Origin of the sequence: Gluconacetobacter azotocaptans (assembly GCF_014174355.1) — a bacterium.
GTDB classification, from domain to species: Bacteria; Pseudomonadota; Alphaproteobacteria; order Acetobacterales; family Acetobacteraceae; genus Gluconacetobacter; species Gluconacetobacter azotocaptans.
In genome coordinates, this window is record NZ_JABEQF010000002.1 from 111,105 (window position 1) to 131,776 (window position 20,672).

The 20,672-nt window shown below is 63.3% G+C and carries 18 protein-coding genes; 14 read left to right on the forward strand and 4 right to left on the reverse strand.

Annotation, left to right across the window (positions count from 1 at the left end; translation table 11 throughout):
* Positions 1 to 108: 108 nt before the first annotated feature.
* From HLH34_RS02665 to HLH34_RS02695, 7 genes are all read left to right on the forward strand, one after another.
* Positions 109 to 2,490, forward strand: a complete 2,382-nt coding sequence (locus HLH34_RS02665; RefSeq protein WP_183118065.1) for a TonB-dependent receptor — start codon at positions 109 to 111, stop codon at positions 2,488 to 2,490.
* A gap of 10 nt (positions 2,491 to 2,500) precedes the next feature.
* A complete protein-coding gene (locus tag HLH34_RS02670) occupies positions 2,501 to 3,604 on the forward strand; it encodes a glycerophosphodiester phosphodiesterase family protein (RefSeq protein WP_183118066.1) in 1,104 nt (367 codons plus the stop codon).
* An 84-nt stretch (positions 3,605 to 3,688) separates the two neighbouring features.
* Positions 3,689 to 3,967 (forward strand): hypothetical protein, encoded by a 279-nt coding sequence (locus HLH34_RS02675; protein ID WP_183118067.1) that lies wholly within the window; start codon positions 3,689 to 3,691, stop codon positions 3,965 to 3,967.
* Between the two features lie 552 nt (positions 3,968 to 4,519).
* The gene (locus HLH34_RS02680; RefSeq protein WP_220792015.1) at positions 4,520 to 6,283 is read left to right on the forward strand and encodes a Hint domain-containing protein; all 1,764 of its coding nucleotides are present in this window, start codon (positions 4,520 to 4,522) and stop codon (positions 6,281 to 6,283) included.
* 83 nt (positions 6,284 to 6,366) lie between these two features.
* Entirely contained in the window at positions 6,367 to 6,918 is a 552-nt protein-coding gene (locus HLH34_RS02685) for a helix-turn-helix domain-containing protein (RefSeq protein WP_183118068.1), read from the forward strand.
* A gap of 71 nt (positions 6,919 to 6,989) precedes the next feature.
* Positions 6,990 to 7,247, forward strand: a complete 258-nt coding sequence (locus tag HLH34_RS02690) for a hypothetical protein (protein WP_183118069.1) — start codon at positions 6,990 to 6,992, stop codon at positions 7,245 to 7,247.
* A gap of 39 nt (positions 7,248 to 7,286) precedes the next feature.
* On the forward strand, positions 7,287 to 7,517 hold the full coding sequence (locus HLH34_RS02695) for a hypothetical protein (RefSeq protein ID WP_183118070.1): 231 nt from the start codon (positions 7,287 to 7,289) through the stop codon (positions 7,515 to 7,517).
* A 285-nt stretch (positions 7,518 to 7,802) separates the two neighbouring features.
* Here the strand turns inward: HLH34_RS02695 and HLH34_RS02700 are convergent, their stop codons facing one another.
* Positions 7,803 to 8,657, reverse strand: a complete 855-nt coding sequence (locus HLH34_RS02700; protein ID WP_244959575.1) for a hypothetical protein — start codon at positions 8,655 to 8,657, stop codon at positions 7,803 to 7,805.
* A 354-nt stretch (positions 8,658 to 9,011) separates the two neighbouring features.
* Between HLH34_RS02700 and HLH34_RS02705 the strand changes: the two genes are divergently transcribed.
* The 4 genes from HLH34_RS02705 (at position 9,012) to HLH34_RS02720 (ending at position 12,247) form a co-directional block, all read left to right on the forward strand.
* Positions 9,012 to 10,355 carry an erythromycin esterase family protein gene (locus HLH34_RS02705; RefSeq protein ID WP_204737488.1) on the forward strand — a complete coding sequence of 448 codons (1,344 nt, stop codon included), beginning with the start codon at positions 9,012 to 9,014 and terminating at the stop codon, positions 10,353 to 10,355.
* A gap of 21 nt (positions 10,356 to 10,376) precedes the next feature.
* A complete protein-coding gene (locus HLH34_RS02710; protein ID WP_183118071.1) occupies positions 10,377 to 11,060 on the forward strand; it encodes a phosphoribosyltransferase in 684 nt (227 codons plus the stop codon).
* Positions 11,061 to 11,121: 61 nt separating this feature from the next.
* Entirely contained in the window at positions 11,122 to 11,661 is a 540-nt protein-coding gene (locus tag HLH34_RS02715) for a hypothetical protein (protein ID WP_183118072.1), read from the forward strand.
* An 82-nt stretch (positions 11,662 to 11,743) separates the two neighbouring features.
* The gene (locus tag HLH34_RS02720) at positions 11,744 to 12,247 is read left to right on the forward strand and encodes a YciE/YciF ferroxidase family protein (RefSeq protein WP_183118073.1); all 504 of its coding nucleotides are present in this window, start codon (positions 11,744 to 11,746) and stop codon (positions 12,245 to 12,247) included.
* Positions 12,248 to 12,402: 155 nt separating this feature from the next.
* On the opposite strand, the gene HLH34_RS02725 is transcribed toward HLH34_RS02720, so the two are convergent.
* Positions 12,403 to 12,750, reverse strand: coding sequence for a hypothetical protein (locus HLH34_RS02725; RefSeq protein ID WP_183118074.1), 348 nt, complete (start codon positions 12,748 to 12,750; stop codon positions 12,403 to 12,405).
* 246 nt (positions 12,751 to 12,996) lie between these two features.
* Between HLH34_RS02725 and HLH34_RS02730 the strand changes: the two genes are divergently transcribed.
* The 3 genes from HLH34_RS02730 to HLH34_RS02740 all read left to right on the forward strand — a co-directional run bounded on the left by HLH34_RS02730 (position 12,997) and on the right by HLH34_RS02740 (position 18,269).
* Complete coding sequence (locus HLH34_RS02730) at positions 12,997 to 15,123, forward strand: catalase (RefSeq protein WP_183118075.1); 2,127 nt, start codon at positions 12,997 to 12,999, stop codon at positions 15,121 to 15,123.
* Between the two features lie 37 nt (positions 15,124 to 15,160).
* The gene (locus tag HLH34_RS02735) at positions 15,161 to 15,415 is read left to right on the forward strand and encodes a plasmid stabilization protein (protein ID WP_183118076.1); all 255 of its coding nucleotides are present in this window, start codon (positions 15,161 to 15,163) and stop codon (positions 15,413 to 15,415) included.
* 361 nt (positions 15,416 to 15,776) lie between these two features.
* Positions 15,777 to 18,269 (forward strand): TonB-dependent receptor, encoded by a 2,493-nt coding sequence (locus HLH34_RS02740; RefSeq protein ID WP_244959576.1) that lies wholly within the window; start codon positions 15,777 to 15,779, stop codon positions 18,267 to 18,269.
* A 365-nt stretch (positions 18,270 to 18,634) separates the two neighbouring features.
* Here the strand turns inward: HLH34_RS02740 and HLH34_RS02745 are convergent, their stop codons facing one another.
* Together HLH34_RS02745 and HLH34_RS02750 are read right to left on the reverse strand one after the other, a co-directional pair.
* Positions 18,635 to 20,002: a sensor histidine kinase gene (locus tag HLH34_RS02745; RefSeq protein WP_183118077.1), complete on the reverse strand. Its 1,368-nt coding sequence runs from the start codon at positions 20,000 to 20,002 to the stop codon at positions 18,635 to 18,637.
* Entirely contained in the window at positions 19,999 to 20,667 is a 669-nt protein-coding gene (locus tag HLH34_RS02750) for a response regulator transcription factor (protein ID WP_183118078.1), read from the reverse strand. The genes HLH34_RS02745 and HLH34_RS02750 overlap by 4 nt, the downstream gene beginning before the upstream one ends.
* Positions 20,668 to 20,672 lie beyond the last annotated feature (5 nt).

The window sequence follows — 20,672 nt, forward strand, 5'->3', positions numbered from 1 at the left end:
CAACCGCGTCGGTTTCACATTGTCATCGAACCTTCACGCACATGGTGCCCGGTGTCGCCTACCAGATGTGCAAATTTTAATCTTTCTCCAAGGGTTCGAATGTCGACCATGACCTGCCGCAATCGGATGCGCCGTGCTGCCTTGTGGGTGTTCTGCTCTCCGCTGGCCCTGGCGACGGCCCACGCCGCACCGGCTGGGGTGACGGTCGCCCCTCCAGCCCCGCACCGGGCGGCCCATCGCGCTCCGGCCGTCCGCCCCGGCCCGGCGGCGGAGCAGATCGTCGCGACCGCCCGCCATACCCGATCGGAACAGAGCGTCGGGCACCTGGAGATGCAGCGTATCCTGCCCGGCATCAGCCCGGTCAAGGCGCTGGAAATCCTGCCCGGCGTGGTCTTCAACAATGCCGATCCATGGGGCAACAACGAACAGAATTCGTCCCTGTTCATCCACGGCTTCAACCAGAACCAGCTGGGCTACACGCTGGATGGCGTGCCGCTGGGCGACCAGGCGTACGGCAATTTCAACGGCCTGTCGCCGCAACGCGCGGCCATCAGTGAAAATATCGGCGCGGCCTCGGTGGCCACCGGCGCCGGCGCGCTGGGCACGGCGTCCACCAGCAATCTGGGCGGTACGCTGCAATTCCTGACCCAGGATCCGTCCCATCGTGCCGGCGGTCAGTTGAGCCAGACCTTCGGCAGTTGGTCGACCTTCCGGACGTTCGCACGCATCGACACCGGCGATTTCGGCAACGGCAACGCGGCCTATGTGTCGTGGGCGCGGCAGGATGCGCGGGCGTGGGATTTCGCCGGCCATCAGGGCGGCAATCAGGTCAATGCGAAATTCGTGCATCAGGGCAACGCGGATAAGGTGACGGCGTTCTTCGACTGGTCGGACAAGGTCGAACCCAACGAAGACGGCATCGTGATGCCGAACGGCGCCGGTTTGTACAAACGCCCGTTCCTGTACCCGGATTTCAAGGCGGCGGAGACGTACCTGACCTCCGGCGCGTCGTCGGCGGCGGGCCTGAACTATCGCAATTACTATTCCGACGCCCAGCGCCAGGATTTTCTGTCCTATGTGTCCTGGGCGCACGATTTCGGCACCAACCTGCATTGGGACAACCAGATCTACTATCATCACGATCTGGGCGAAGGCATCGTGGCGGGGCCGATTTCGGCCGCCGGCCTGCCGGCGCTGTTTGCCGCCTATTTTCCCGGCCAGGATTTGCAATCGGTGTTCGGCGGCTCGGGCTATGCGACCCGGACCACGGAGTACTGGGACAATCGCGGGGGCATTTCGTCCACACTGCGCTATCATCTGGGGAATCATCATATCGAGTTGGGCGGGTGGTACGAACGCAACAACAATACGCAAGCCCGGCGGTGGTATCCCTTCTTTGCCGATGCCCCGTCCACGCCCTACGATCGGCAGCATGATCCGCTGATCCATCAATATACCAACTATTTCTATACCAACACCTGGGTCACGCATCTGCAGGATTCCTGGCAGGTTTCGCGGAATTTCAGCCTGTCCGCCGGCTTCAAGTCCGAACTGGTCTATACCAACGGCACCCTGCCGGTGGCGGGGCTGCCGGGCTCGCTGTCGCCCAAGACCGCCATAACGGTGCCCGGCGGCACCATCGCCGCCGTCCGGCCGTTCCTGCCGGCGTTCGGCGCGTTGTGGAACATCACGCCGCACGAACAATGGTTCGCGAATATTCAGGAAAACATGCGGTCGTTCCAGGATGCCGGATATGGCAACGCGACCCCCTGGGGGGTCACCAGCCAGCAGGCGTTCGAGGATTTCAAGCAGCATGGCAAGCCGGAGACGTCCTGGACGTACGAAACCGGTTTCCGGACGAACCGTCCGGTCAATCTCGGTCCGCTGACGAATATCAGCGGTCAGATCGAATATTATCACGTGCATTTCTCCAACCGCCTGCTGGCGGTCGCGACGACGCAGGTCCTGTCCTCGATCGTCGGCAGCGCCACCATTCTGACCAATGTGGGGTCGGTGACCACCGACGGCATGGATTTCTCGTTCACCACGCAGTTCGGGCGGCATTTTTCGTTCTATAACGCGCTGTCCTATAACAAGTCGGTCTATAACGACAATTACACCACGGGGTCGACGCTGGTGCATACCGCCGGGCGGAACGTGGCCGGCGTGCCCGACTGGACCGAGAAATTCGTGGCCTCGACGAACTGGGGCGATTTTTCCGCCCAGCTCATCGGCGATGTGATCGGCAAGCGCTACGCCACCTTCACCAACGATCTGTGGGCCTCGCCCTACGCGCTGTTCAGCGTCAATGCAGGATATGAGATCCGTGGCATTCCCCATATCAGGGGCCTGAAAATCCAGGGCAACATCACCAACCTGACCAATGAACGGGGGTGGTCCACCTTGAATATCAGTCAGGCTTCGGGACAATATACCGCTTTCCCGATCGCGCCGCGCATGTTCTTCCTGACGCTTGGCGCGACGTTCTAAGGATTGGTTGATGCTGACACGCAGGCATATTCTCGGGGCCGCCGGCGCGGCGGCGGCCTGGGGGGCGACCCCGGCGCGGGCCGCCGCGTCGCTGGCCCCCCGGCCGCTGGTGTTCGGCCACCGCGGCGCGTCGGCGCTGCGGCCGGAACATACGCTGGCGTCCTATGCCAAGGCGATCGCCGACGGTGCCGATTATATCGAACCCGATCTGGTGCCGACCCGCGACGGGGTTCTGGTCGCGCGCCATGAAAGCGATATTACCGGCACCACCGACGTGGCCGACCGGCCCGAATTCGCCGCGCGCCGCCGCACGCTGGTCATCGACGGCGCGCGCAAGACCGGGTGGTTCACCACCGATTTCACGCTGGCGGAACTCAAGACCCTGCGGGCGCGCGAACGCCTGCCCGCCATCCGGCCCCAGAACACGCGCTATGACGGGCATTTCGATATCCCGACCTTCGAGGAGATCATTGATTTCGTCGCCGCCGAATCCGCGGCGCGCGGCCGGGTGGTCGGGCTGATTCCGGAAATCAAGAATTCGACCCATTTTCATACGCTGGGCCACACGCCGGAGGAGACGTTCCTGCGCGTGATCGCCGCGCATGACTACACGCGCTTCGCCCCGCTGGAGGTCCAGTCGTTCGAAACCACCAATTTGCGCATGCTGCGTGGCCGGGTCCAGGCGATCAACCCGCAGGCGCGGCTGATGCTGCTGATGGGCGAGCGGCAGGAGGTTCCGCCTGACCTGGCGGCGCGGGGCCAGCAGACACATTTCGGCGACCTGATGACCCCTGACGGGTTGCGTGAGGTCAGGACCTATGCCGATGTCATCGGGCCGTCCAATACCGATCTGATCCCCCGCGACGCCACCGGCGCGTGGCAGGCGCCCTCGACACTGGTTGACGACGCGCACCGGGCGGGCCTGCTGGTCCATTCCTATACCTGCCGGCCGGAGAATCACTTCCTGCCCCGGCAACTGCGCAATGACGCGGCGGAGAACGCCCGCAACCCGGCGGGCGCGATTGCCGAGATCAGGCGGTATCTCGATCTGGGCCTGGACGGATTCTTTACCGACGATCCGGCGATCGGTCGGCTGGCGGTCGACGGGGCGTAGGCCGGGAACCATTCGCCTCGCAGGGCGATAGGGGCTGGATAGCGGGGTCGTCCACGACGCCCCGCCGTTCCGGAGAACACGGCCATGGCTGATCTGACTTCCATCGAGATCCTGTCGCATCTGACCGCGCTGCGCGCGCAGGTTTCGGGCCTGCATTCGGCCCTGATCGCCCGACCCGACCACACGCCCCCCGCGACCGAAACGCTCAGCGTCAGTCTGGGGGAACCCGTGCTGGACCTAGTCGATTCCTGGCGGACCCGGCAGTTGGACGTACCCACCCGCTCGGTGGCGGTGGAACGCATGGTCGAGGCTTTCCTGGATCTGGACGCCTGGACCCGCGACCGGGAAGAGGATTTGCCCTGACCCGCACGCGGCGGGCGGTGCCCGCTGGTCGGCGTCCTGACCGCCGGGCGGTTTCGGACTTTGAGGGCACGGGCACGTCGCAACAACGCGTGGGTCCATCGGCCGCACGGCAGGGCGGCCTGCCTGTTCACGTTGAAGGGCCTACCCGGGCGGCAAGATATTGACCTTGCCCGGTTTCACGATGGACCATGCGGCGCGGTACGAACTGCGCCGCATCATTTACGTCATTCCGTTTCACCCATCATCGAGCAGACCGCACGCCGGGTCATGGCGCTGCGCGCGCGTCGCGTCGGAAAAATCACCGGTAGTGCAAAAAATTCCGGCCTTGCGCGACGGCAGCAGAGGCCGCGTGCGCACAGGCCTCTGCCCCAGAAGCGGTTTTACCATCTATGGGCGGTCACGATCAGCAATAAGTAAATATACAATTAATATATTCTTCCTTATTGTTGATTTCACGAGATAAACAACGGCGATATTCTGGTTTAATCGTTTGACTCCGGGTGTTGTTTGTATTTTTCTATCAATGCAGCGACCCCAGAGAGGAAGAAGTCCATGACGGCTTTGGTCAGCATTAACGCCGGTACCGCGACCGTATACAGCTCGGGTGATCTGTCCGGCGTGATCGGGCTCAGCGCGGTCAGCGCCATTGTCGTCACAAAAACTGCCGACACGCCGGCCGGGGATCCTGTCGTCGTCAATCTGACCAATCTCACCGGCATCAACGCGCTGTCGTCGGTTACTGTCGAAAACGGCGCCACGGCACAGGTTGGTGGTGGCCTGATCGGGGTGGGCGCCGCCACCAACCTGACCGTGGACGGCGGTATCCTGGAAATCGAGGGCAGTGCGATCGGCGCGGGGGCCCTCAATACCATCACCGTCGGACCCGCCGGAGGGGAGATCAAGGTCGATCCCACGGGACTGTCTCTGGGGGTCCTGAATATTCCAGTTGATTTCGTGGATGCGAGCGGAAATCCGACCACCACGATTCCCCCCAATTTCGAGATGGATTTCCCCCCCACCGTTAACCTGCTCGGTCAGACCGTCACGCTGACGAGTATTGCCGCGTCATATGACGTGGCGTCCAATACCACCACCATCGGCGATGGCGTCAGCCTGCTCGGAATTCTGGGCGTGGGACGGACCATTACGTTGCAGGGCGATCCGTTCGATCTGGCGGGAACCGGAACGGCTCATAAGGATATTTTTGGGAACATAACAAGTTATTCGAAGAGTTTTACCAAATCTGACGGCGCCAACGGCATTATTACCTGCTTCCTGCCCGGCACACTGGTGAGTACGCCCGACGGGACATGCGCCGTCGAGCACATGCGGGTCGGTGATGCGGTTCTGGCCCATGTCGACGGGCGGGATGTCGTTCGGACGATTGTCTGGGTCGGCACGCAGCGTGTGACGGCGCATGATCGGGACGATTATCCGGTGCGCATTCGCAAGGACGCTTTCGCCGACGGGGCGCCGTTCATGGATCTGCTGGTGACGCCGGAGCATTGCCTGTATGTCGACGGCCGGCTGGTCCCGGCCCGCATGCTGGTCAACGGGCGCTCGATCACTGCCGAGACCTCCATGGGCAGTTTCGATGTCTACCACATCGAGACGGAGGAGCATTCCATCGTCACGGCCAACGGCATGCTGACCGAAAGCTATCTGGACACCGGCAACCGCCGGTCCTTCCGTCCCGTCCAGGATGGCAGCGTGGTTGTCGGCCTGTTTGGCCCGCGCAAGACATGGGAGCATGATGCCGCGGCCCCGCTCTGCGTCGCGCGCGAAACGGTGGAGCCGCTGTTCCGCCGGATCGAGGACCGTGCGGTCGCCTTGGGCCTTTCCTCCGTGACAGGCGTGCCGGAGACGACGCAGGAGGCCGGGCTGCACCTGGTGACGGAAACCGGCCGGATCATCCGCCAGACGCGCGAGGCCAATGGCCATGCCGTGTTCATGATCCCGCCCGAGGTCGGGCACGTCCACCTCGTCTCGCGCACCAGCAGGCCGTCGGACGTCGTGGGGCCGTTCCTCGACGACCGTCGGGAACTGGGGGTATTGGTGGGAGAGGTCATGTTGTTCGACGCCGATATCACCCGCCGGATCGACGCCCATCTGACGACCGGCGATCTTGCCGGATGGGACGTGCGGGAAAGCGCGCCCTGCCGCTGGACGAACGGCAATGCGCTTCTGCCGCTGGGTGCGCGCCGGCCCAGCACCATCGGACTGCTGGCGGTGAATATCCTGGCGGCTGGTCCATATCTCGTTCGGGGCGGCGAGGGACTGCCCACGCCGGCTGACCGTCGGGCTGACAGGCGCTAGGGGGGCGGCCTGCTGAACGGGGCCGGTTTCCGAAAACCGCTTCGGGCATGCATCATTTCATTCTCCAGCCTGGCCAGATCTGGATGCCCGCCGGCTCTGGCGCCCGGTCGCGGGTCGTCGTCGATGTGCTGCGCGACGGCGTGTTGTATCGCGAGCAGGGAGACGGACCGGGTGCGGGCCTGTCGCGGGTCGGCAAGGGCGGCTTCCGACAATGGATCAGGCGGACCGAGGCCCGGTTGCAGGGCATCGATCCGGATACCGGCCGGAAGGCCTCGCCCAGCGCCGAACTGGGCAAGCGCATCCGCATCTTGCGGAAAATCGCGGGACTCAGTCAGCAGCAATTGGCCGATGGGCTGGGCCTGTCGCGTTCGGCCATCGCGTTCTGGGAAACCGGGCGCGAGGGCGGTATCCAGAAACATCTTGCCGTGTTGGCGCGGATCCTGGGCGTGGAGGCCGAGGCGCTGCTGACAGGCATGGCCGATGAAAAGATCCCCGTCACTCTGTCGCCGGACGAGAACGACCTTGTGATGCTCTATCGCAGGCTCGACCCGGCGGGAAAGATCAACGCACAGAAATGGATCGAACGTCAGACCCGGAACGCGGCCCTTCCCGCCGAATCCGGAGACACGTCATAACCGGCCGATGTCGCGTGTGCCTTGTCCCCGACATGGAACAGGATGGATCCGGCATCGTCGGAGAGAGCAGGGTGGATTCGGAAAATTGCACGATTGCCGACCTTGAGGCACGCCTGACCACTGTCGAGCGGACGCTGGATGAAATCGTCGCTTCCCTCGAACAACACAATCCCAAAAACGTGGAGCGGCGGGTCAGGCTTCTTGCCGCCATTGTCGGCGGCATGGCCGGCAGCCTGCGCACCCTGACGTCGCGGGTCGATGCGACGCGGACACCCGGGCATGGCGCCGGACAGGCAGGTCGCGTTCAGGGCGAAGGGCGGAGTGGGTAGAATGGAGCGCACCCCTACGGAACAAAGGTGCGCGGTCCCGTGGATCGTCTGTCGTCATCGGGGCAGGCATGGTTCCCGCACTCGCCAGTCTTCAGGGCCCTGTTCGACCAGGCGGACAAGATCGGGCGGGATGGGTTCATCGGCCACCGCGTCGAACAGCATATGGAGTTCTCGCCGCAGCCAGAGATCGAACGGCACATCGTCATCCTGCGTGTGCCGATGATGTGTGATTTGCATGTCTCCACCGGTCAATGGGTTAAGATGGATTGACGATGCTGTATGAACGAGTTGTGTCCGCAAAGGTTGACATGCGCGGCTGACAAGGTTCTGTGACGGCGGTCCGGCAAGGCAGATCGTGTTTTGCCCGAACCCCGATCATGGATCAACAGACTGGCTTCCAAAGGCGGCTGTCTTTGGCGGGTTTCAGGACAGCGCCCTGAGGCATGCCCCCGAAGAGTCATTCATAGCCTGGACGGGCATAAGATTGGACCGAGGGGAAACCAGCGCGGCGACCATTCCCGGACATGGCACGATGGTCCGACGTGCCGCGGCGGATTACGCCCCGGGCGTGCTGCGCGCCATGCCGCGCAGGCGGCTACCGGCGTGGGGGTTGGCGTAATGAAACAGGGCAGTTGCCCGGGTCTTGTCATGATCGCACGGTTCGTTTGCGTGAACCGAGCGATAGCCCCAGAAGAAATAGACGTTCCCCGGCAGCATGCGCACCCGGGTGGGGCGCAGATATCCCGAGTGGATCAGCCGCTTCAGCGCGACCTGCGTCAATCTGTTGTCGAGCAGGATCTTGTCGAGCAGATTGAGGAAATAGCTCGACCTGATCCCGCGCGTATTGGGCAGCATGATCAGGTCGCCGCGCTTGCCGTCCTTCGGCATGATGACCGGGACGAGTGCGGTGATGACGTAGGAATCGTAATGAAAGAGAAAGGCGTGCTGTTCGCCGGTCTTTCCGGAAAGGCACCGCAGGACCTGGTAGAAAGGCACCGTCGGCGGGGCCTTTCCGGTGCCTTTCCGATAGATCGTCTGGCAGGCCTGCATGAATTCGGGTGACAGGCCCAGGGTATCGAGGAAAGTCCCTCTGACACTCTCGCGACCGGCGAATGCGATATACTCGCCGCCGGCGGCCGCGACCTTATGTTCGATGAAGGTCCGCAGCGCGGACAGATCGTCGGCGTGGATGCAATCGGTTGCGACGCCGAACCCTTGCCGGTTCATGTCATCGGCAATGCGGGCCAGCATGTCGTCCGGCAGCGATGGAAAGGCGACCCTGGCTTCGGCCGCCGTGACAAGATCGATATGCGCGTGTACGTCCCGGGGGGGCGAAACGTTTGGCGACGCGATGCTGGGCAATGTCAGCGGTGTATCGTCTCCTGTTATTTCGGAGAACTCCTTGTTCATATTACTAACTCCCGGTGGCGGGTCATTTAGATTTTTGGTATGGAAGATTGTTAAGTAAAATTCGGGAATCTCGGCAGGATATTTTGCGAGCCCGAAGAAAAATCACGCCCATTAAAGTGTCTGAACCAAATAAAATTAGGATAATATTGGTTTCATAAAATAAATTTTATAATATAAATATATGTTAATGATAAATGGCAGATTCAAAAAAGAGCAAGACAAAACATGTCGGCCCGTCACGCGATCACTTCGTGTTGATAGGAGTACCGTCGGGGCCTGCGCCCCCTGCATTCCGGTCGGTGGATGCCCACTGTCAGGGGGTGCCGCATGTATGCGATCGGGGAAAAGGGGCCCATGATGGCCGATACATCCTTCCGTGGCGGGGGTCGCCTTGACGGTTTCGCCGGCCTGGTCGCGGCATTGCGCGATCAGGGCGAGCCGCTGCCGGGTCTGGACCACGCCGAGGCGTTCGGTGCGGCGTTCGATCGCTTCGGCGATGCCCGGGTGGTGCTGCTGGGCGAGGCGACGCATGGCACGTCGGAATTCTATCGGGCGCGCGCCGCCATTACGCGCCGGCTGATCGAACATCATGGCTTTACCGTCGTCGCGGTCGAGGCCGACTGGCCCGACGGCGCGCGGATCGACGATTATGTCCGGCATCGGGCGCCCCGGCCGTGGCGTGGGCCGGCGTTCTCCCGTTTTCCGACCTGGATGTGGCGTAACGAGGACGTGGCTGCCTTAGTGCATTGGCTGCATCGCCACAACGAAACCCGCGCGGAGGCCGAGCGCGTGTCGTTTCACGGGCTCGATCTGTACAGCCTGGGGGAATCAATCCACGCTGTACTGGCCTATCTGGACCATGTCGATCCTGACGCGGGGGCGTCCGCCCGGCGGCGCTATGCCCGCCTGACGCCGTGGCAGGACGATCCGGCCCGCTATGGACGGGCGGTGGCGGGGCAGGGACAGGACAGTTGCGAGGACGCGGTCGTGGCGCAACTGCGCGACCTGCTGGTCCATCGCCTGCGCTACCTGCACCGCGATGGCGAAGCCTGGTTCGATGCCGTGCAGAATGCGCGCATCGTCCGTGCCGCCGAACTGTATTACCGGATCATGTATCGCGGCGCGACCGAAAGCTGGAACCTGCGGGACCGGCACATGTTCGGCACCATCCAGGCGCTGCTGGCCCATCGGGGCGATGCGGCGAAGGCGGTGATCTGGGCGCATAATTCGCATGTCGGCAACGCGGCCGCGACCGCGATGGGATGGGAGGGCCAGTTCAACATCGGCGAACTCTGCCGCATGGCCCATGGCGACGAGGCCGTCCTGATCGGCTTCGGCACCGACCGCGGCACCGTCGCGGCTGCCAGCGACTGGGACGGAGACATGGAAGTGAAGACCGTGCGCCCGGCGCGGTTCGACAGCTATGAACATGCTTTCGCCCGCGCGGGCCATCCCACGAGCCTGACGGATTGGCGGGACAGCCGGGCGGCGCTGAGGGCGCATCTGCGCGGGCCGCTGCGCGAACGGGCGATCGGCGTGATCTATCGCCCCGAAACCGAACTGGCGAGCCATTATTTCGAGGCGTCGCTGGCCGAGCAGTTCGATGCCTGGGTCTGGTTCGAGGAAACGCGGGCCGTCATGCCGCTGGGGCATGCGCCTGCCCACGGTGCCCCTGAAACCTGGCCCTTCGGCCTGTGACCCGGTACAGGACCCATGACGATGTCCGACCGTCGAGAGCCGTTTCGCGACAGGGAGGAGGCGGGGCGCGCGCTGGCCGCTGTCCTTCTGCCGTATGCCGCGTCCCATCCCCTGGTGCTGGCGTTGCCGCGGGGCGGCGTTCCGGTGGCGTTCGAGGTCGCGCGGGCGCTCGATACCGACATGGACCTGCTGTTCGTGCGCAAGATCGGTATGCCGGGGCATGAGGAATACGGCCTGGGGGCGGTCGTGGACGGCGCCGCGCCGCGCATCGTCCTGGATCGGGTGCGGGTTGGGGAATTCGGGGTCGGAACCTCCACCATCCGGGAGATCGTGCAGCGCCAGCTTGGCGAGATCGCACGCCAGCGACGGCTGTATCTGAAGGGACGGCCGCCGCTGCCGGTAGCGGGGCGGGTCGTCATTGTCGTCGATGACGGGATTGCGACGGGGGGTACCATGCGGGCGGCGTTGCAGGCCGTGCGCGGGGCGCAGCCCGCGCGCCTGATCCTGGCGGTGCCGGTGGCGCCACCCGACAGTATCGCGGACCTTGCCGCCGAATGCGACGAGGTCGTCTGTCTGATGCGACCGAACCCGCTTTATGCCGTCGGCGCCTATTATCGCGATTTTGCGCAGGTCGAGGATCAGGAGGTGATCCGCCTGGTCGCCCAGGCGGAACGCCCAGTCCCTGGCGACCGGAGGGCAGGGTAGGGCGTCGGCCCGTATGGACCAGGCGGGCCGGGCGGCCACACGGCCCCCCGGCCCCGTGGGCATGGCATCAGTGACCGCTGCCGTGGCCGTGCCGGCCGTGGGTATGGCCGGCTTGCGCCGCCTTGTCGCGATCCTGCATGGGGGTGGCGGGTATATCTCCGGCCGTGGCGCCCGCATGGCTGTGCCGCCCGCCCTGCTGTGCGGGGGACGCCGCCTTTTCCCGATCCTGGGCGAATTTGCCGGGATGATGTCGCGCCTTGCCCGCACCATGGCCGCGCTCGGCCATGCGGTCGATCAGATCATCGGAAAAATCAAGAAAAAAACGAGTCATGATCGAAATCCTTCTCCGTTCCGGGGCGCGTTCCGCCCAAGTATGGGGAGAATTGAGAGCGTACGTCGAATTTCAATACGCGGAGTGGGATTCCTGATGCGTGGGGGTATGAAAAAAATTGTGAAAATGAAAGATATAACAATTAACGATCATAATTATCCGTTTGAAACGGCGGGTTGTCGGGGCGGTCGATCTATGGGTGGGAAATTTCCAGATTTCGTATTTCACGTGTTCGTCAAAAGGCCTTTACTTCCTGCCATCTCGGGATGACCTTCCCCTTCAGGGCACGCAGCATGCCCTGGTTGTCGCAACGGAAGCCGTCAGGCATTCCGGCCAGACAGGAGGACAGACCATGGGACTCTTTACACGGGACATCCATTCGATGAACGACCTGTTCATCCATCAGCTGAAGGACATCCTTTATGCTGAAAAGAGAATCGTGAACACGCTGCCGGCGATGATCGACAAGGCGTCGTCGATGGATCTCAAGACGGGGCTGCGCGACCATCTCGACCAGACACGCACGCATATCGCGCGGCTGGAGCAGGTGTTCCAGATGCACGGTATAGCGCCCTCGACCGTCAAATGTCCGGCGATCGACGGCATCCTCGACGAAGCCGACGATATATCGGGCGAGGTCGACGACAAGAGCGTTCTCGACGCGGCAATCGTCTCGTCCGCCCAGGCGGTCGAGCATTACGAGATTACGCGGTATGGCACGCTGGTCGCCTGGGCGAAGGAACTCGGCCGTCCGGACTGCGCGGCCATCCTCCACGAAACGCTGGAGGAAGAGAAGGATGCCGACAGGAAATTGTCGACCATTTCCGAGGAACGGCTGACCCATATGGCCGCCTGACGCGATCGGCGAACGGCGCCTGCCCGGCATGGTCCGGGTGGGCGCCGTCGTCGTTTTCAGGGGGCGGTGCATGGGGCCCGTTCGATCGGGCACGGCGCCGCCAAGGGCCGAGGCCCGTGCCGGGTTCGGGCCGAACCCGGCTTTTTCACCGAACCTTACTGTTGGGGCGGCATGGTGGTTCGCGGCTGGACCGTCGTGCCGGGCACGGTGTTCGTGCCCGGGATGGTGTGGCGCGCGCGCCGCTTCGCCTGTTCGGAGGACAGCGGCTGTTTCTGGGTGCCCGGCGATGCCGGTGTGGGGGAAACCTGTTCGCGTTTCTGGTTGGACCAGGTCGGCAGTTTTTCCGACGGCGGAACGCTCTCCCGATTTGGCCCGGCAGGAGATGACGGGGCAGATGGCGTGTGGGTTAAGGGGGATGTATTGGCGGGCTGCGCGGATGCAGTCGCGCCTCCTGCGACGAGGCCCGCCAGGACCAGGATCGCGACGGGGTGGAAACGGGCCATTGCGGCTCTCCTCTATCCGGAAGGCGGTCCGGTCGGGAGTGGCCGGGCGACACCTGCCTCATGACCCGAACCGGATGCGGATATCTTGGTTCCGGACGAACGATGAGGGTCACACATGCGTGACGGCAGGGCCGGTGTGATGCCCCCCGCAGGGCAACCCGTTCCATCGCGTCACGTTATTCCCCGATGATGGGGCACCAGGTGCGGGCTCCGGCCCGCCAGCCCGACCGAACCGGAGAACCATTCATGACCGCGAAAACACCGGATCATGGCCGCACGCGCGCCAGCATCGGAACAGAAAACATCCAGCGTGGCGCGGGCGGCGAAACCCACCAGGGGGCCGGCGGCGACGTTCCGGTCCTGACCACCCAGCAGGGCACGCCGGTCGCGGACGACCAGAATTCGCTGAAGGCGGGCGCGCGCGGGCCGACTCTTCTGGAAGATTTCCATTTCCGGGAAAAGATTTTCCATTTCGACCATGAGCGTATTCCCGAGCGCGTGGTCCATGCGCGGGGGTATGGCGCGCATGGATTCTTCGAACTGACGGATTCGCTTTCGGACGTGACGCGCGCCGATGTCCTGCAACGGCCTGGCGAGCGGGTGCCGGCCTTCGTGCGGTTTTCCACCGTCGCCGGCAGCAAGGGATCGTTCGACCTGGCGCGCGATGTGCGTGGGTTCGCGGTCAAATTGTACACGAAGGAGGGAAACTGGGATATCGTCGGCAACAATATCCCGGTCTTCTTCATCCAGGACGCCATCAAATTTCCCGATGTCATACATTCGGTGAAGCCGGAGCCCGACCGGGACTTTCCGCAGGCGCAATCCGCGCACGACAATTTCTGGGATTTCATCTCGCTGTCGCCGGAAAGCGTCAACATGGCGCTGTGGGTCATGTCGGATCGCGCGCTGCCCCGGTCGTTCCGCTTCATGGAGGGGTTTGGCGTCCATACGTTCCGCCTGGTCAACGCGGCCGGGCACTCGCGTTTCGTCAAGTTCCACTGGAAGCCGAAGATGGGCCTGCAATCGGTGGTCTGGAACGAGGCGGTCAAGATCAATGGCGCGGATCCGGATTTTCATCGCCGTGACCTGTGGAACGCGATCAGGAGCGGGAATTTCCCGGAATGGGAGCTGGGCGTCCAGCTGTTCGACGACGATTTTGCCGACAGTTTCGATTTCGACGTGCTCGACGCCACCAAGCTGATCCCCGAGGAACTGGTCCCGGTGCGCCCTGTGGGGCGCCTGGTGCTGGACCGCATGGTCGATAATTTCTTTGCCGAGACCGAACAGGTTGCGTTCTGCACCCAGAATATCGTGCCGGGCGTGGACTTCACCAATGATCCGCTGTTGCAGGGGCGGAATTTTTCCTACCTCGATACCCAGATCAAGCGCCTGGGCAGCCCGAATTTCACGCATATCCCGATCAACGCGCCGAAATGCCCGTTCCATAATTTCCAGCAGGACGGACACATGGCGATGCACAATCCGAAGGGCCGGGCGAATTACGAACCCAATTCCTGGGGCGGCGCGCAGGGCGGCCCGCGTGAGGATGCCGCCAAGGGGTTCACGACCTTTCCGGCGCAGGAGGACGGTGCAAAGACGCGCATGCGGTCCGAACTGTTCGGCGATCACTACAGTCAGGCTCGGCAGTTCTACCTGAGCCAGACGACGACCGAGCAGGTCCATATCCAGCAGGCCTTCACCTTCGAATTGAGCAAGGTCGAGACCCTGGCCATCCGTCAGCGCATGGTGGGTCATCTTATTCATGTGGACCACGACCTGGCCACCGCGGTCGCGCAGGGGCTGGGCCTGGACAGCCTGCCGGATGCCCCGGCCCCGGCGCGACCGGTGCTGGACGGCCTGCCCCCATCGCCCGCGTTGAGCATCCTGAAGAACGGGCCGGCCGATTTCGCCGGCCGCAAGTTCGGTGTGCTGGTGACGGACGGCGTCGACGCGGCCCTGCTGGACGCGGTCACGACGGCGGCGAAAGACGAAGGGGCGGATGTGGAACTGGTCGCGCCACAGGTGGGCGGCGTGACGACCAGCGCCGGCGTGCAGATCCCCGCGGGACAGAAGATCAAGGGTGCCCCGTCGGTGCTGTATGATGCGGTGGTCCTTCTGCCCTCCGCCGAAGGGACAACGGTGCTGTGCGAGGAAGCGACGGCGCGCGATTTCGTCGCCGATGCCTTCGCCCATGCGAAATTCATCGGCTATGCCGCTACCGCCGTGCCGCTGATGAAGCGGTCGGGCATCCGGACGCAGGACATGGACGGCGGGATTCTGCCGCTGGCGAAGGCCGGCGATGTCGCGGCCTTCGTCGCGGCCTGCCGGGCGCTGCGGTTCTGGGAACGCGAAAGCCGGGTTCACGCGGTCTGACCCGCGGTGCGCCCGCAATCGGAGAGGAGCATGTGTCATGCCACGCGGAGACAAATCGTCCTATACCGACAAGCAGAAGCGGCAGGCGGCCCATATAGAGGCCGGCTATGAACAGCGCGGCGTAGGGGAGCAGGAGGCTGAGCGCCGGGCCTGGGCCACGGTGAACAAGGAAACCGGCGGCGGCAAGAAAAGCGGGTCGGGGCGCGGGCATCCGGTGTCGCACGCGCCGTCGCGCAAGGGCGGCGCGCTGGGCGGCGCGGCCGCGGCCGCCCGACGCAAGAAGGCAGGCTAGGACAGGAGCGGCCGCCAGGCTTGGGCGGCCACCCCGGCTGGGACGGCATGCAGCCCGAGCGCCATGCCTGTTCCCGCACGGTGCCGATGGCCGGCGCCGTCGCATCGCCCCGCACCGATCCGGCCGGATAGACGGGGCCGGCCGCCTGCCCGCTACGGCGAAAACCCCAAAATCGAGTACGGTCCACAGCAGGAGCGTGCCGAACGGCACGACGTCATGCGACACGCCGGTCGCCAGAGCGGCGAGCCACCCGGACGTGGCAGGGATGTGACGCCCTGCGCAAACGCCGGATCGTCGAACGCACCATCGCTTGATTCGGGCCCCTGCAGACACCCATGACGTGTCGGTGGGGGCAGAGAAAATGTCCGCGCTCGAAGTGGTGGCTTCGGGGGTTGAGTGCCGGACGGTGCTGAAACCCTGCCCGGCTAAGATGACCTCACGCCTGCCGGGCAAAGGCAAGAATCTCTCCGTTTCCGTTGCGCTGCCAATCCGGAAAGAGGTGGTCACCGCATGGCTGATCTTCGGCGGTGACATGCTTGCGGCGGGTCGCGCATCTGCCCCCCATAACATTTTGCTTGTTTCCAAACGTAACGATTTGTGTTTAGAAGCGCGAATGACAACTATTCGCAATATCGCCCGCAAGGCTGGCCGTTCCGCCCACGGCTCCCTCCTTCTGGCTTCCGGTATCGCAGCACTCGGCCTGGGTAGTGCGCACGCGGCACCCGCCACGCCTGGATCACCCCCGCCGGTCACCCGCCAGCCGCACGCATCCGCGCCTCCACGGAAACCCTCGCAGAAGATAAAGGGCGCTGAAAAGCACGACATGCACGCGCCCGAAGTCCTGTACGTGGTCGGCGAACGCAATTCCTATGCCGCCCCCGACAGTGGAATGGGCGACAAAAGGCCCACCGCCTTTCTGCAGCAGACGCAGACCACCCATGTCATTACCCATCAGACCCTCGCCGATTTCGACCCGCAGACGATGGAGGACATGGCGAAGTACGTCCCCGGCGTTGCCATCGGCAACGACTTCGGCGGCACGCAGGACGCGCTCATCAAACGCGGCTTCGGCGCCAACGATGACGGCTCCATCCTGCGCGACGGCATCCGCATGCCCATCGGCCGCAACTACCAGGGCGCCACCGCGGAAAGAGTCGAGATCCTGAAAGGACCTGCTTCGCTGTTCTATGGCATGCAGGAACCCGGCGGCGTCATCAATGTCATCACGAAGGCCCCCAACCACCGCCGCTGGGACGGCGGGTTCGGCACGCAATGGAGTTCCCTGGGCGGTGGCAATGGCCATTTCGACGTGTCGGGCCCTGCCTCCCGGGACATCGCGTTTCGCCTGATCGGCGAATTCCGCAACGAGAATTATTGGCGGAATTTCGGCGCCAACCGCCAGACCCTCGTCGCCCCCACGCTGGATTGGAAACATGGCCGGTGGGACGCCTCCATTTCCTACGAATTCGCCAAATACGACAATACTCTTGATCGCGGCGCGATCTTCGTCGGGAACAACCCCATCTCCGGCCCGCAGAAGCGCCTTGACGAGTCATGGACCGCCTCCTTCGGCGACCGCCACCTCCTGGCGTCGCAGATCAATTTCCGCATGACGCCCCATGACCGTTTCCGCCTCTCCGGCGGCTACAACCACGATGACTACCACGACCGCCAGGCCGACCCGTCCAGCTACGACCCCGTCACCGGCATCCTCACCCGCCGCTACCGCTCGAATGGCGGCACCATCCGCGCCAATGGCAACATAGCGCTCGATTACATCGCCACACATGATTTATGGGGTATGCGTCACGAGATCACGGCAGGGGTCGATTACGAAAACAGGCGACAGGATCAGGGACTCTTCTACCAGTCTTCCAATGTCGGCGGCTTCCTACCATCGGACCCGGTCTATGGTCTGCTCCAGCCGGTGGGCAAGGTCAACGCGGCCAGCAGCAACCTGCAGCAGAATATCGACAGCGTCTCAGGCTATGTGAAGGATAATATCCATCTCACCCGGCAGGTTACCCTCAGCGGCGGCGTGCGCTATCAGTGGTTTCACATCCGCTACGGCAGCGGCATCCCCTTCGACCTGACAACGAACGCAGGCTACACCAAGCCGCTGCCCTTCGCCGCGATCGTCTGGCAACCGCTCAAGACGGTCTCGTTCTATGGCGACTATTCGCAGTCGTTCGGGGCCAATCTGCTGTCGGCCGGCACCGTTCTGCAGGGCGGCTACAAACCCACCACGGGGCGTGAGTTCGAGGTCGGCGCCCGCTACGACAACGGATGGCTCACCGGCGATCTCGCCCTGTACAATATTCACAAGAAGAACGTCCTGCAAAGTGCGGGACTTGACGAAAACGGCAACAATATCCAGCGCCTGACGGGTCTGGCAGGGTCGAAAGGGCTCGAATTCAGCCTGACCGGCAATCTCTCCCGGCACTGGAGCACGATCGTCGCATACGCCTGGACTGACGCCCGCACCCTGCGCGATACGCCCGAGGATCAGGGAAAGCAGCTCATCGGCGTGCCGAAGAACTCCGGCAGTATATATGTGACCTGGCATGGAACACTGCCGTGGAAGGACACAGGAATGCGGGCAGGTGGCGGCGTGCACCTGGTGGGAACACGTTCCGCCACCCTCACGAACAGCTTTCAGGTTCCCGGCTACGGAACCCTCGACGCATTCGCATCATGGAGCTTCCCCCATCTTCTGGGCCGGCGCGTCAACCTTCAGGTGAATGCGGTCAACTTGCTCAACCAGGGCTATATTGTCGCCCCTACCGGCTCCGCCTACCGCAACAGCTGGGGGCAGGGCCGCACGATCAATGTCGCTACCAGCGTCGTGTTCTGAGGCCCCTTCATAGGCATGGGGCCGCGAAAAATCTCGTGCCTTCACACTGCTTGTCGCGGCGCTGCATTATCGCGGCGAAGCGACGGATGACGAAGAACGAGGTGGCGGTTCTCTCATATCGGGTTGCGACGGGCCCATCGTGTCCGCTGCCTTATGGTGGGCGCGGGGGTTTGCGCTATTGAAAAAGCCCCTGCGGAGGATCTCACCATGCTTCTGGCTCGGCGTGAAAAACTGCTGTCAAACGTCGCATCTCGGCCGTTCTGACGAGGTCCGACTATCGCCGAAATCTTGGGGCGCAGGTTCTCGTCGATGTCTTGCCGTGCCCATATCCGACAGGGTCTGGTAAAAGACCCAGTTTTTTAGATTTATTCATTTTCTTGTGGTTCATGATCGGACAATAGCACGACGGTGAAAACCGGAAAGCTGATGCGCGCCATGAAACCGGAGACCTGTCCCGGAGCAGGCGAGAGCAAGGCCATCTGACAGCCCAATTGCGTTACGATATTATGCGCAATCGACAGTCCCAACCCACTCCCTTCGGTGGAAGATGCTCCCCTGATAAAGGGCTCGGCAAGCCGGTCCAGCACGGCTGCCGGAATCGTCTCGCAGGCATTGACGATTTCCACCTGACCGTTCGCCATGATGCTGACCTTGATGTCCGTGTTGGTGACACCATGATTGATGGCGTTTTCAATGAGGTTTCTGAACAATATACCGCAGGTATCGACGTCTCCCTGGATGTGGAGATGGTCCAGGCAGCCGCTGTCAACGATCAGGCGGCGGTCGGGCGGTATGATGTCCCGAAATTCGTCAACCAGAACAAGAATGATCTCGATAAGATCGAATTGTATCCTTCGCAGGGATACGCCCGAGGTCGCACGCGAGAGCTGCAGCAACTTTTCCGTCGTCCGCGAGATCCGCCGCGTCTGTCCTACTACGGATTCCAGCCGGGCTGCATAGCCGGATTCCCGCAAATCTTCATGCAGAACCTGGGCCTGTGCCATCAGGGCGGCAATGGGGTTGCGCAGTTCGTGGGCTGCGTTGGTCGCGAACATGCGTTCGGTGGAGAGGGCCTTTCTCAGCCGGTCCAGCAGGGAATTGACCGCCTTGTGAATGGGCGCGGCTTCGTCGGGAAGATGCAGCGACGGAATCGGTTCGAGATTGGCCCCGCCCCGGCTGCCGATTTCCTTTTGAAGATCGACCAGGGGGCGCAAGGCGCGACGCACGGTCCAGCGTACCAGCAGCCATATGGCCGGCATGATGAGGATCATCGGCAAGACCGAAATCATGATCGCACGGCGTATGGCCTCCTGGCGATGAAAGGCGGGCTCGGCCACCAGGATGTAATGCGTCCGCTTGGCCGACAGGGTGACGAAGACCCGGAAATGCGGCCGATCGAAAAATCCCGGCGTAAGGGGCGCGACCAGCAAGGCCGGTGGCGCGTTTTGCGAGCGCAGGACGATATGGCCCGCCAGATCCGTGATCTGATATGCCAGCGCGTCGCGATCCAGCCCCGGTGGCAGGGCTACGCCACCCTGTACCTGATCCTGACGGAACTGCATCGATACGACAAAGCCGAGCCGTTCGGAGACCTCCTGCAACGAGTCGTCGAGCCGTTCCGTCACTTCGTGGCGCGTGAAGGCCGCGACCGAGACGCTCAGCAGCACCAGGCAGCCGAACACGATCGCCACGACACCGGCGACGATATGCGAGGCCAGGCTCCAGCTTTTCATGATTGGCCGCTCCCGGCGAGGCGGTATCCGCGTCCTCGTACCGTATGGATCAGGCCGGGGCCGGTTTTCTTGCGAACACGACTGATGAAGACCTCGATCGCATTGCTTTCGATTTCCTCGCCGAATCCATAAAGCGCCTCCTCCATCCTCTCCCGCGAACAGATGGCGCCCGGCCGGCGGGCCAGCAGCTCGATCACCGCCCACTCCCGCGCCGTCAGTTCGATCTCGTTATCGTCGCGGCGCAGGGACTGGCGGGACAGATCGATCTCCACGGCGCCGATCCGCACGCAAGGCCCCGGAAGCGGCGCGTAACGTCGCGCGACCGCCTCGATCCGCGCGATCAGCTCCCCAAGGTCGAAGGGCTTGACGACGTAATCGTCGGCGCCTTCCGAAAGCCCGGCGATACGATCACTGATCTGGTCCTGCGCTGTCATGATCAGGATCGCCATCGTGGAACCGGACCGGCGGACGGCTTTCAGAAGCTGCCGCCCGCTTCCGTCGGGCAAACCCAGATCGAGCAGGAGAATGTCGTAGATCGCGACCTCCAGCGCCGCCTGCGCCTCCTCGAGCGTCGTGAACCAGTCGGCCGCGTGGCCGACCTGGCGGACGCGGTCGCGCACGGCGGAGCCGAGCAAGGGCTCATCCTCGACAATGAGCACTCTCATGATGC

Coding starts and splice junctions, on each gene's coding strand:
- HLH34_RS02665 (WP_183118065.1), top strand. CDS start 109: ATGACCTGCCGCAATCGGATGCGCCGTGCTGCCTTGTGGGTGTTCTGC.
- HLH34_RS02670 (WP_183118066.1), top strand. CDS start 2,501: ATGCTGACACGCAGGCATATTCTCGGGGCCGCCGGCGCGGCGGCGGCC.
- HLH34_RS02675 (WP_183118067.1), top strand. CDS start 3,689: ATGGCTGATCTGACTTCCATCGAGATCCTGTCGCATCTGACCGCGCTG.
- HLH34_RS02680 (WP_220792015.1), top strand. CDS start 4,520: ATGACGGCTTTGGTCAGCATTAACGCCGGTACCGCGACCGTATACAGC.
- HLH34_RS02685 (WP_183118068.1), top strand. CDS start 6,367: ATGCCCGCCGGCTCTGGCGCCCGGTCGCGGGTCGTCGTCGATGTGCTG.
- HLH34_RS02700 (WP_244959575.1), bottom strand. CDS start 8,657: ATGAACAAGGAGTTCTCCGAAATAACAGGAGACGATACACCGCTGACA.
- HLH34_RS02705 (WP_204737488.1), top strand. CDS start 9,012: ATGATGGCCGATACATCCTTCCGTGGCGGGGGTCGCCTTGACGGTTTC.
- HLH34_RS02710 (WP_183118071.1), top strand. CDS start 10,377: ATGTCCGACCGTCGAGAGCCGTTTCGCGACAGGGAGGAGGCGGGGCGC.
- HLH34_RS02715 (WP_183118072.1), top strand. CDS start 11,122: ATGGCATCAGTGACCGCTGCCGTGGCCGTGCCGGCCGTGGGTATGGCC.
- HLH34_RS02720 (WP_183118073.1), top strand. CDS start 11,744: ATGGGACTCTTTACACGGGACATCCATTCGATGAACGACCTGTTCATC.
- HLH34_RS02725 (WP_183118074.1), bottom strand. CDS start 12,750: ATGGCCCGTTTCCACCCCGTCGCGATCCTGGTCCTGGCGGGCCTCGTC.
- HLH34_RS02730 (WP_183118075.1), top strand. CDS start 12,997: ATGACCGCGAAAACACCGGATCATGGCCGCACGCGCGCCAGCATCGGA.
- HLH34_RS02735 (WP_183118076.1), top strand. CDS start 15,161: ATGCCACGCGGAGACAAATCGTCCTATACCGACAAGCAGAAGCGGCAG.
- HLH34_RS02740 (WP_244959576.1), top strand. CDS start 15,777: ATGTCCGCGCTCGAAGTGGTGGCTTCGGGGGTTGAGTGCCGGACGGTG.
- HLH34_RS02745 (WP_183118077.1), bottom strand. CDS start 20,002: ATGAAAAGCTGGAGCCTGGCCTCGCATATCGTCGCCGGTGTCGTGGCG.
- HLH34_RS02750 (WP_183118078.1), bottom strand. CDS start 20,667: ATGAGAGTGCTCATTGTCGAGGATGAGCCCTTGCTCGGCTCCGCCGTG.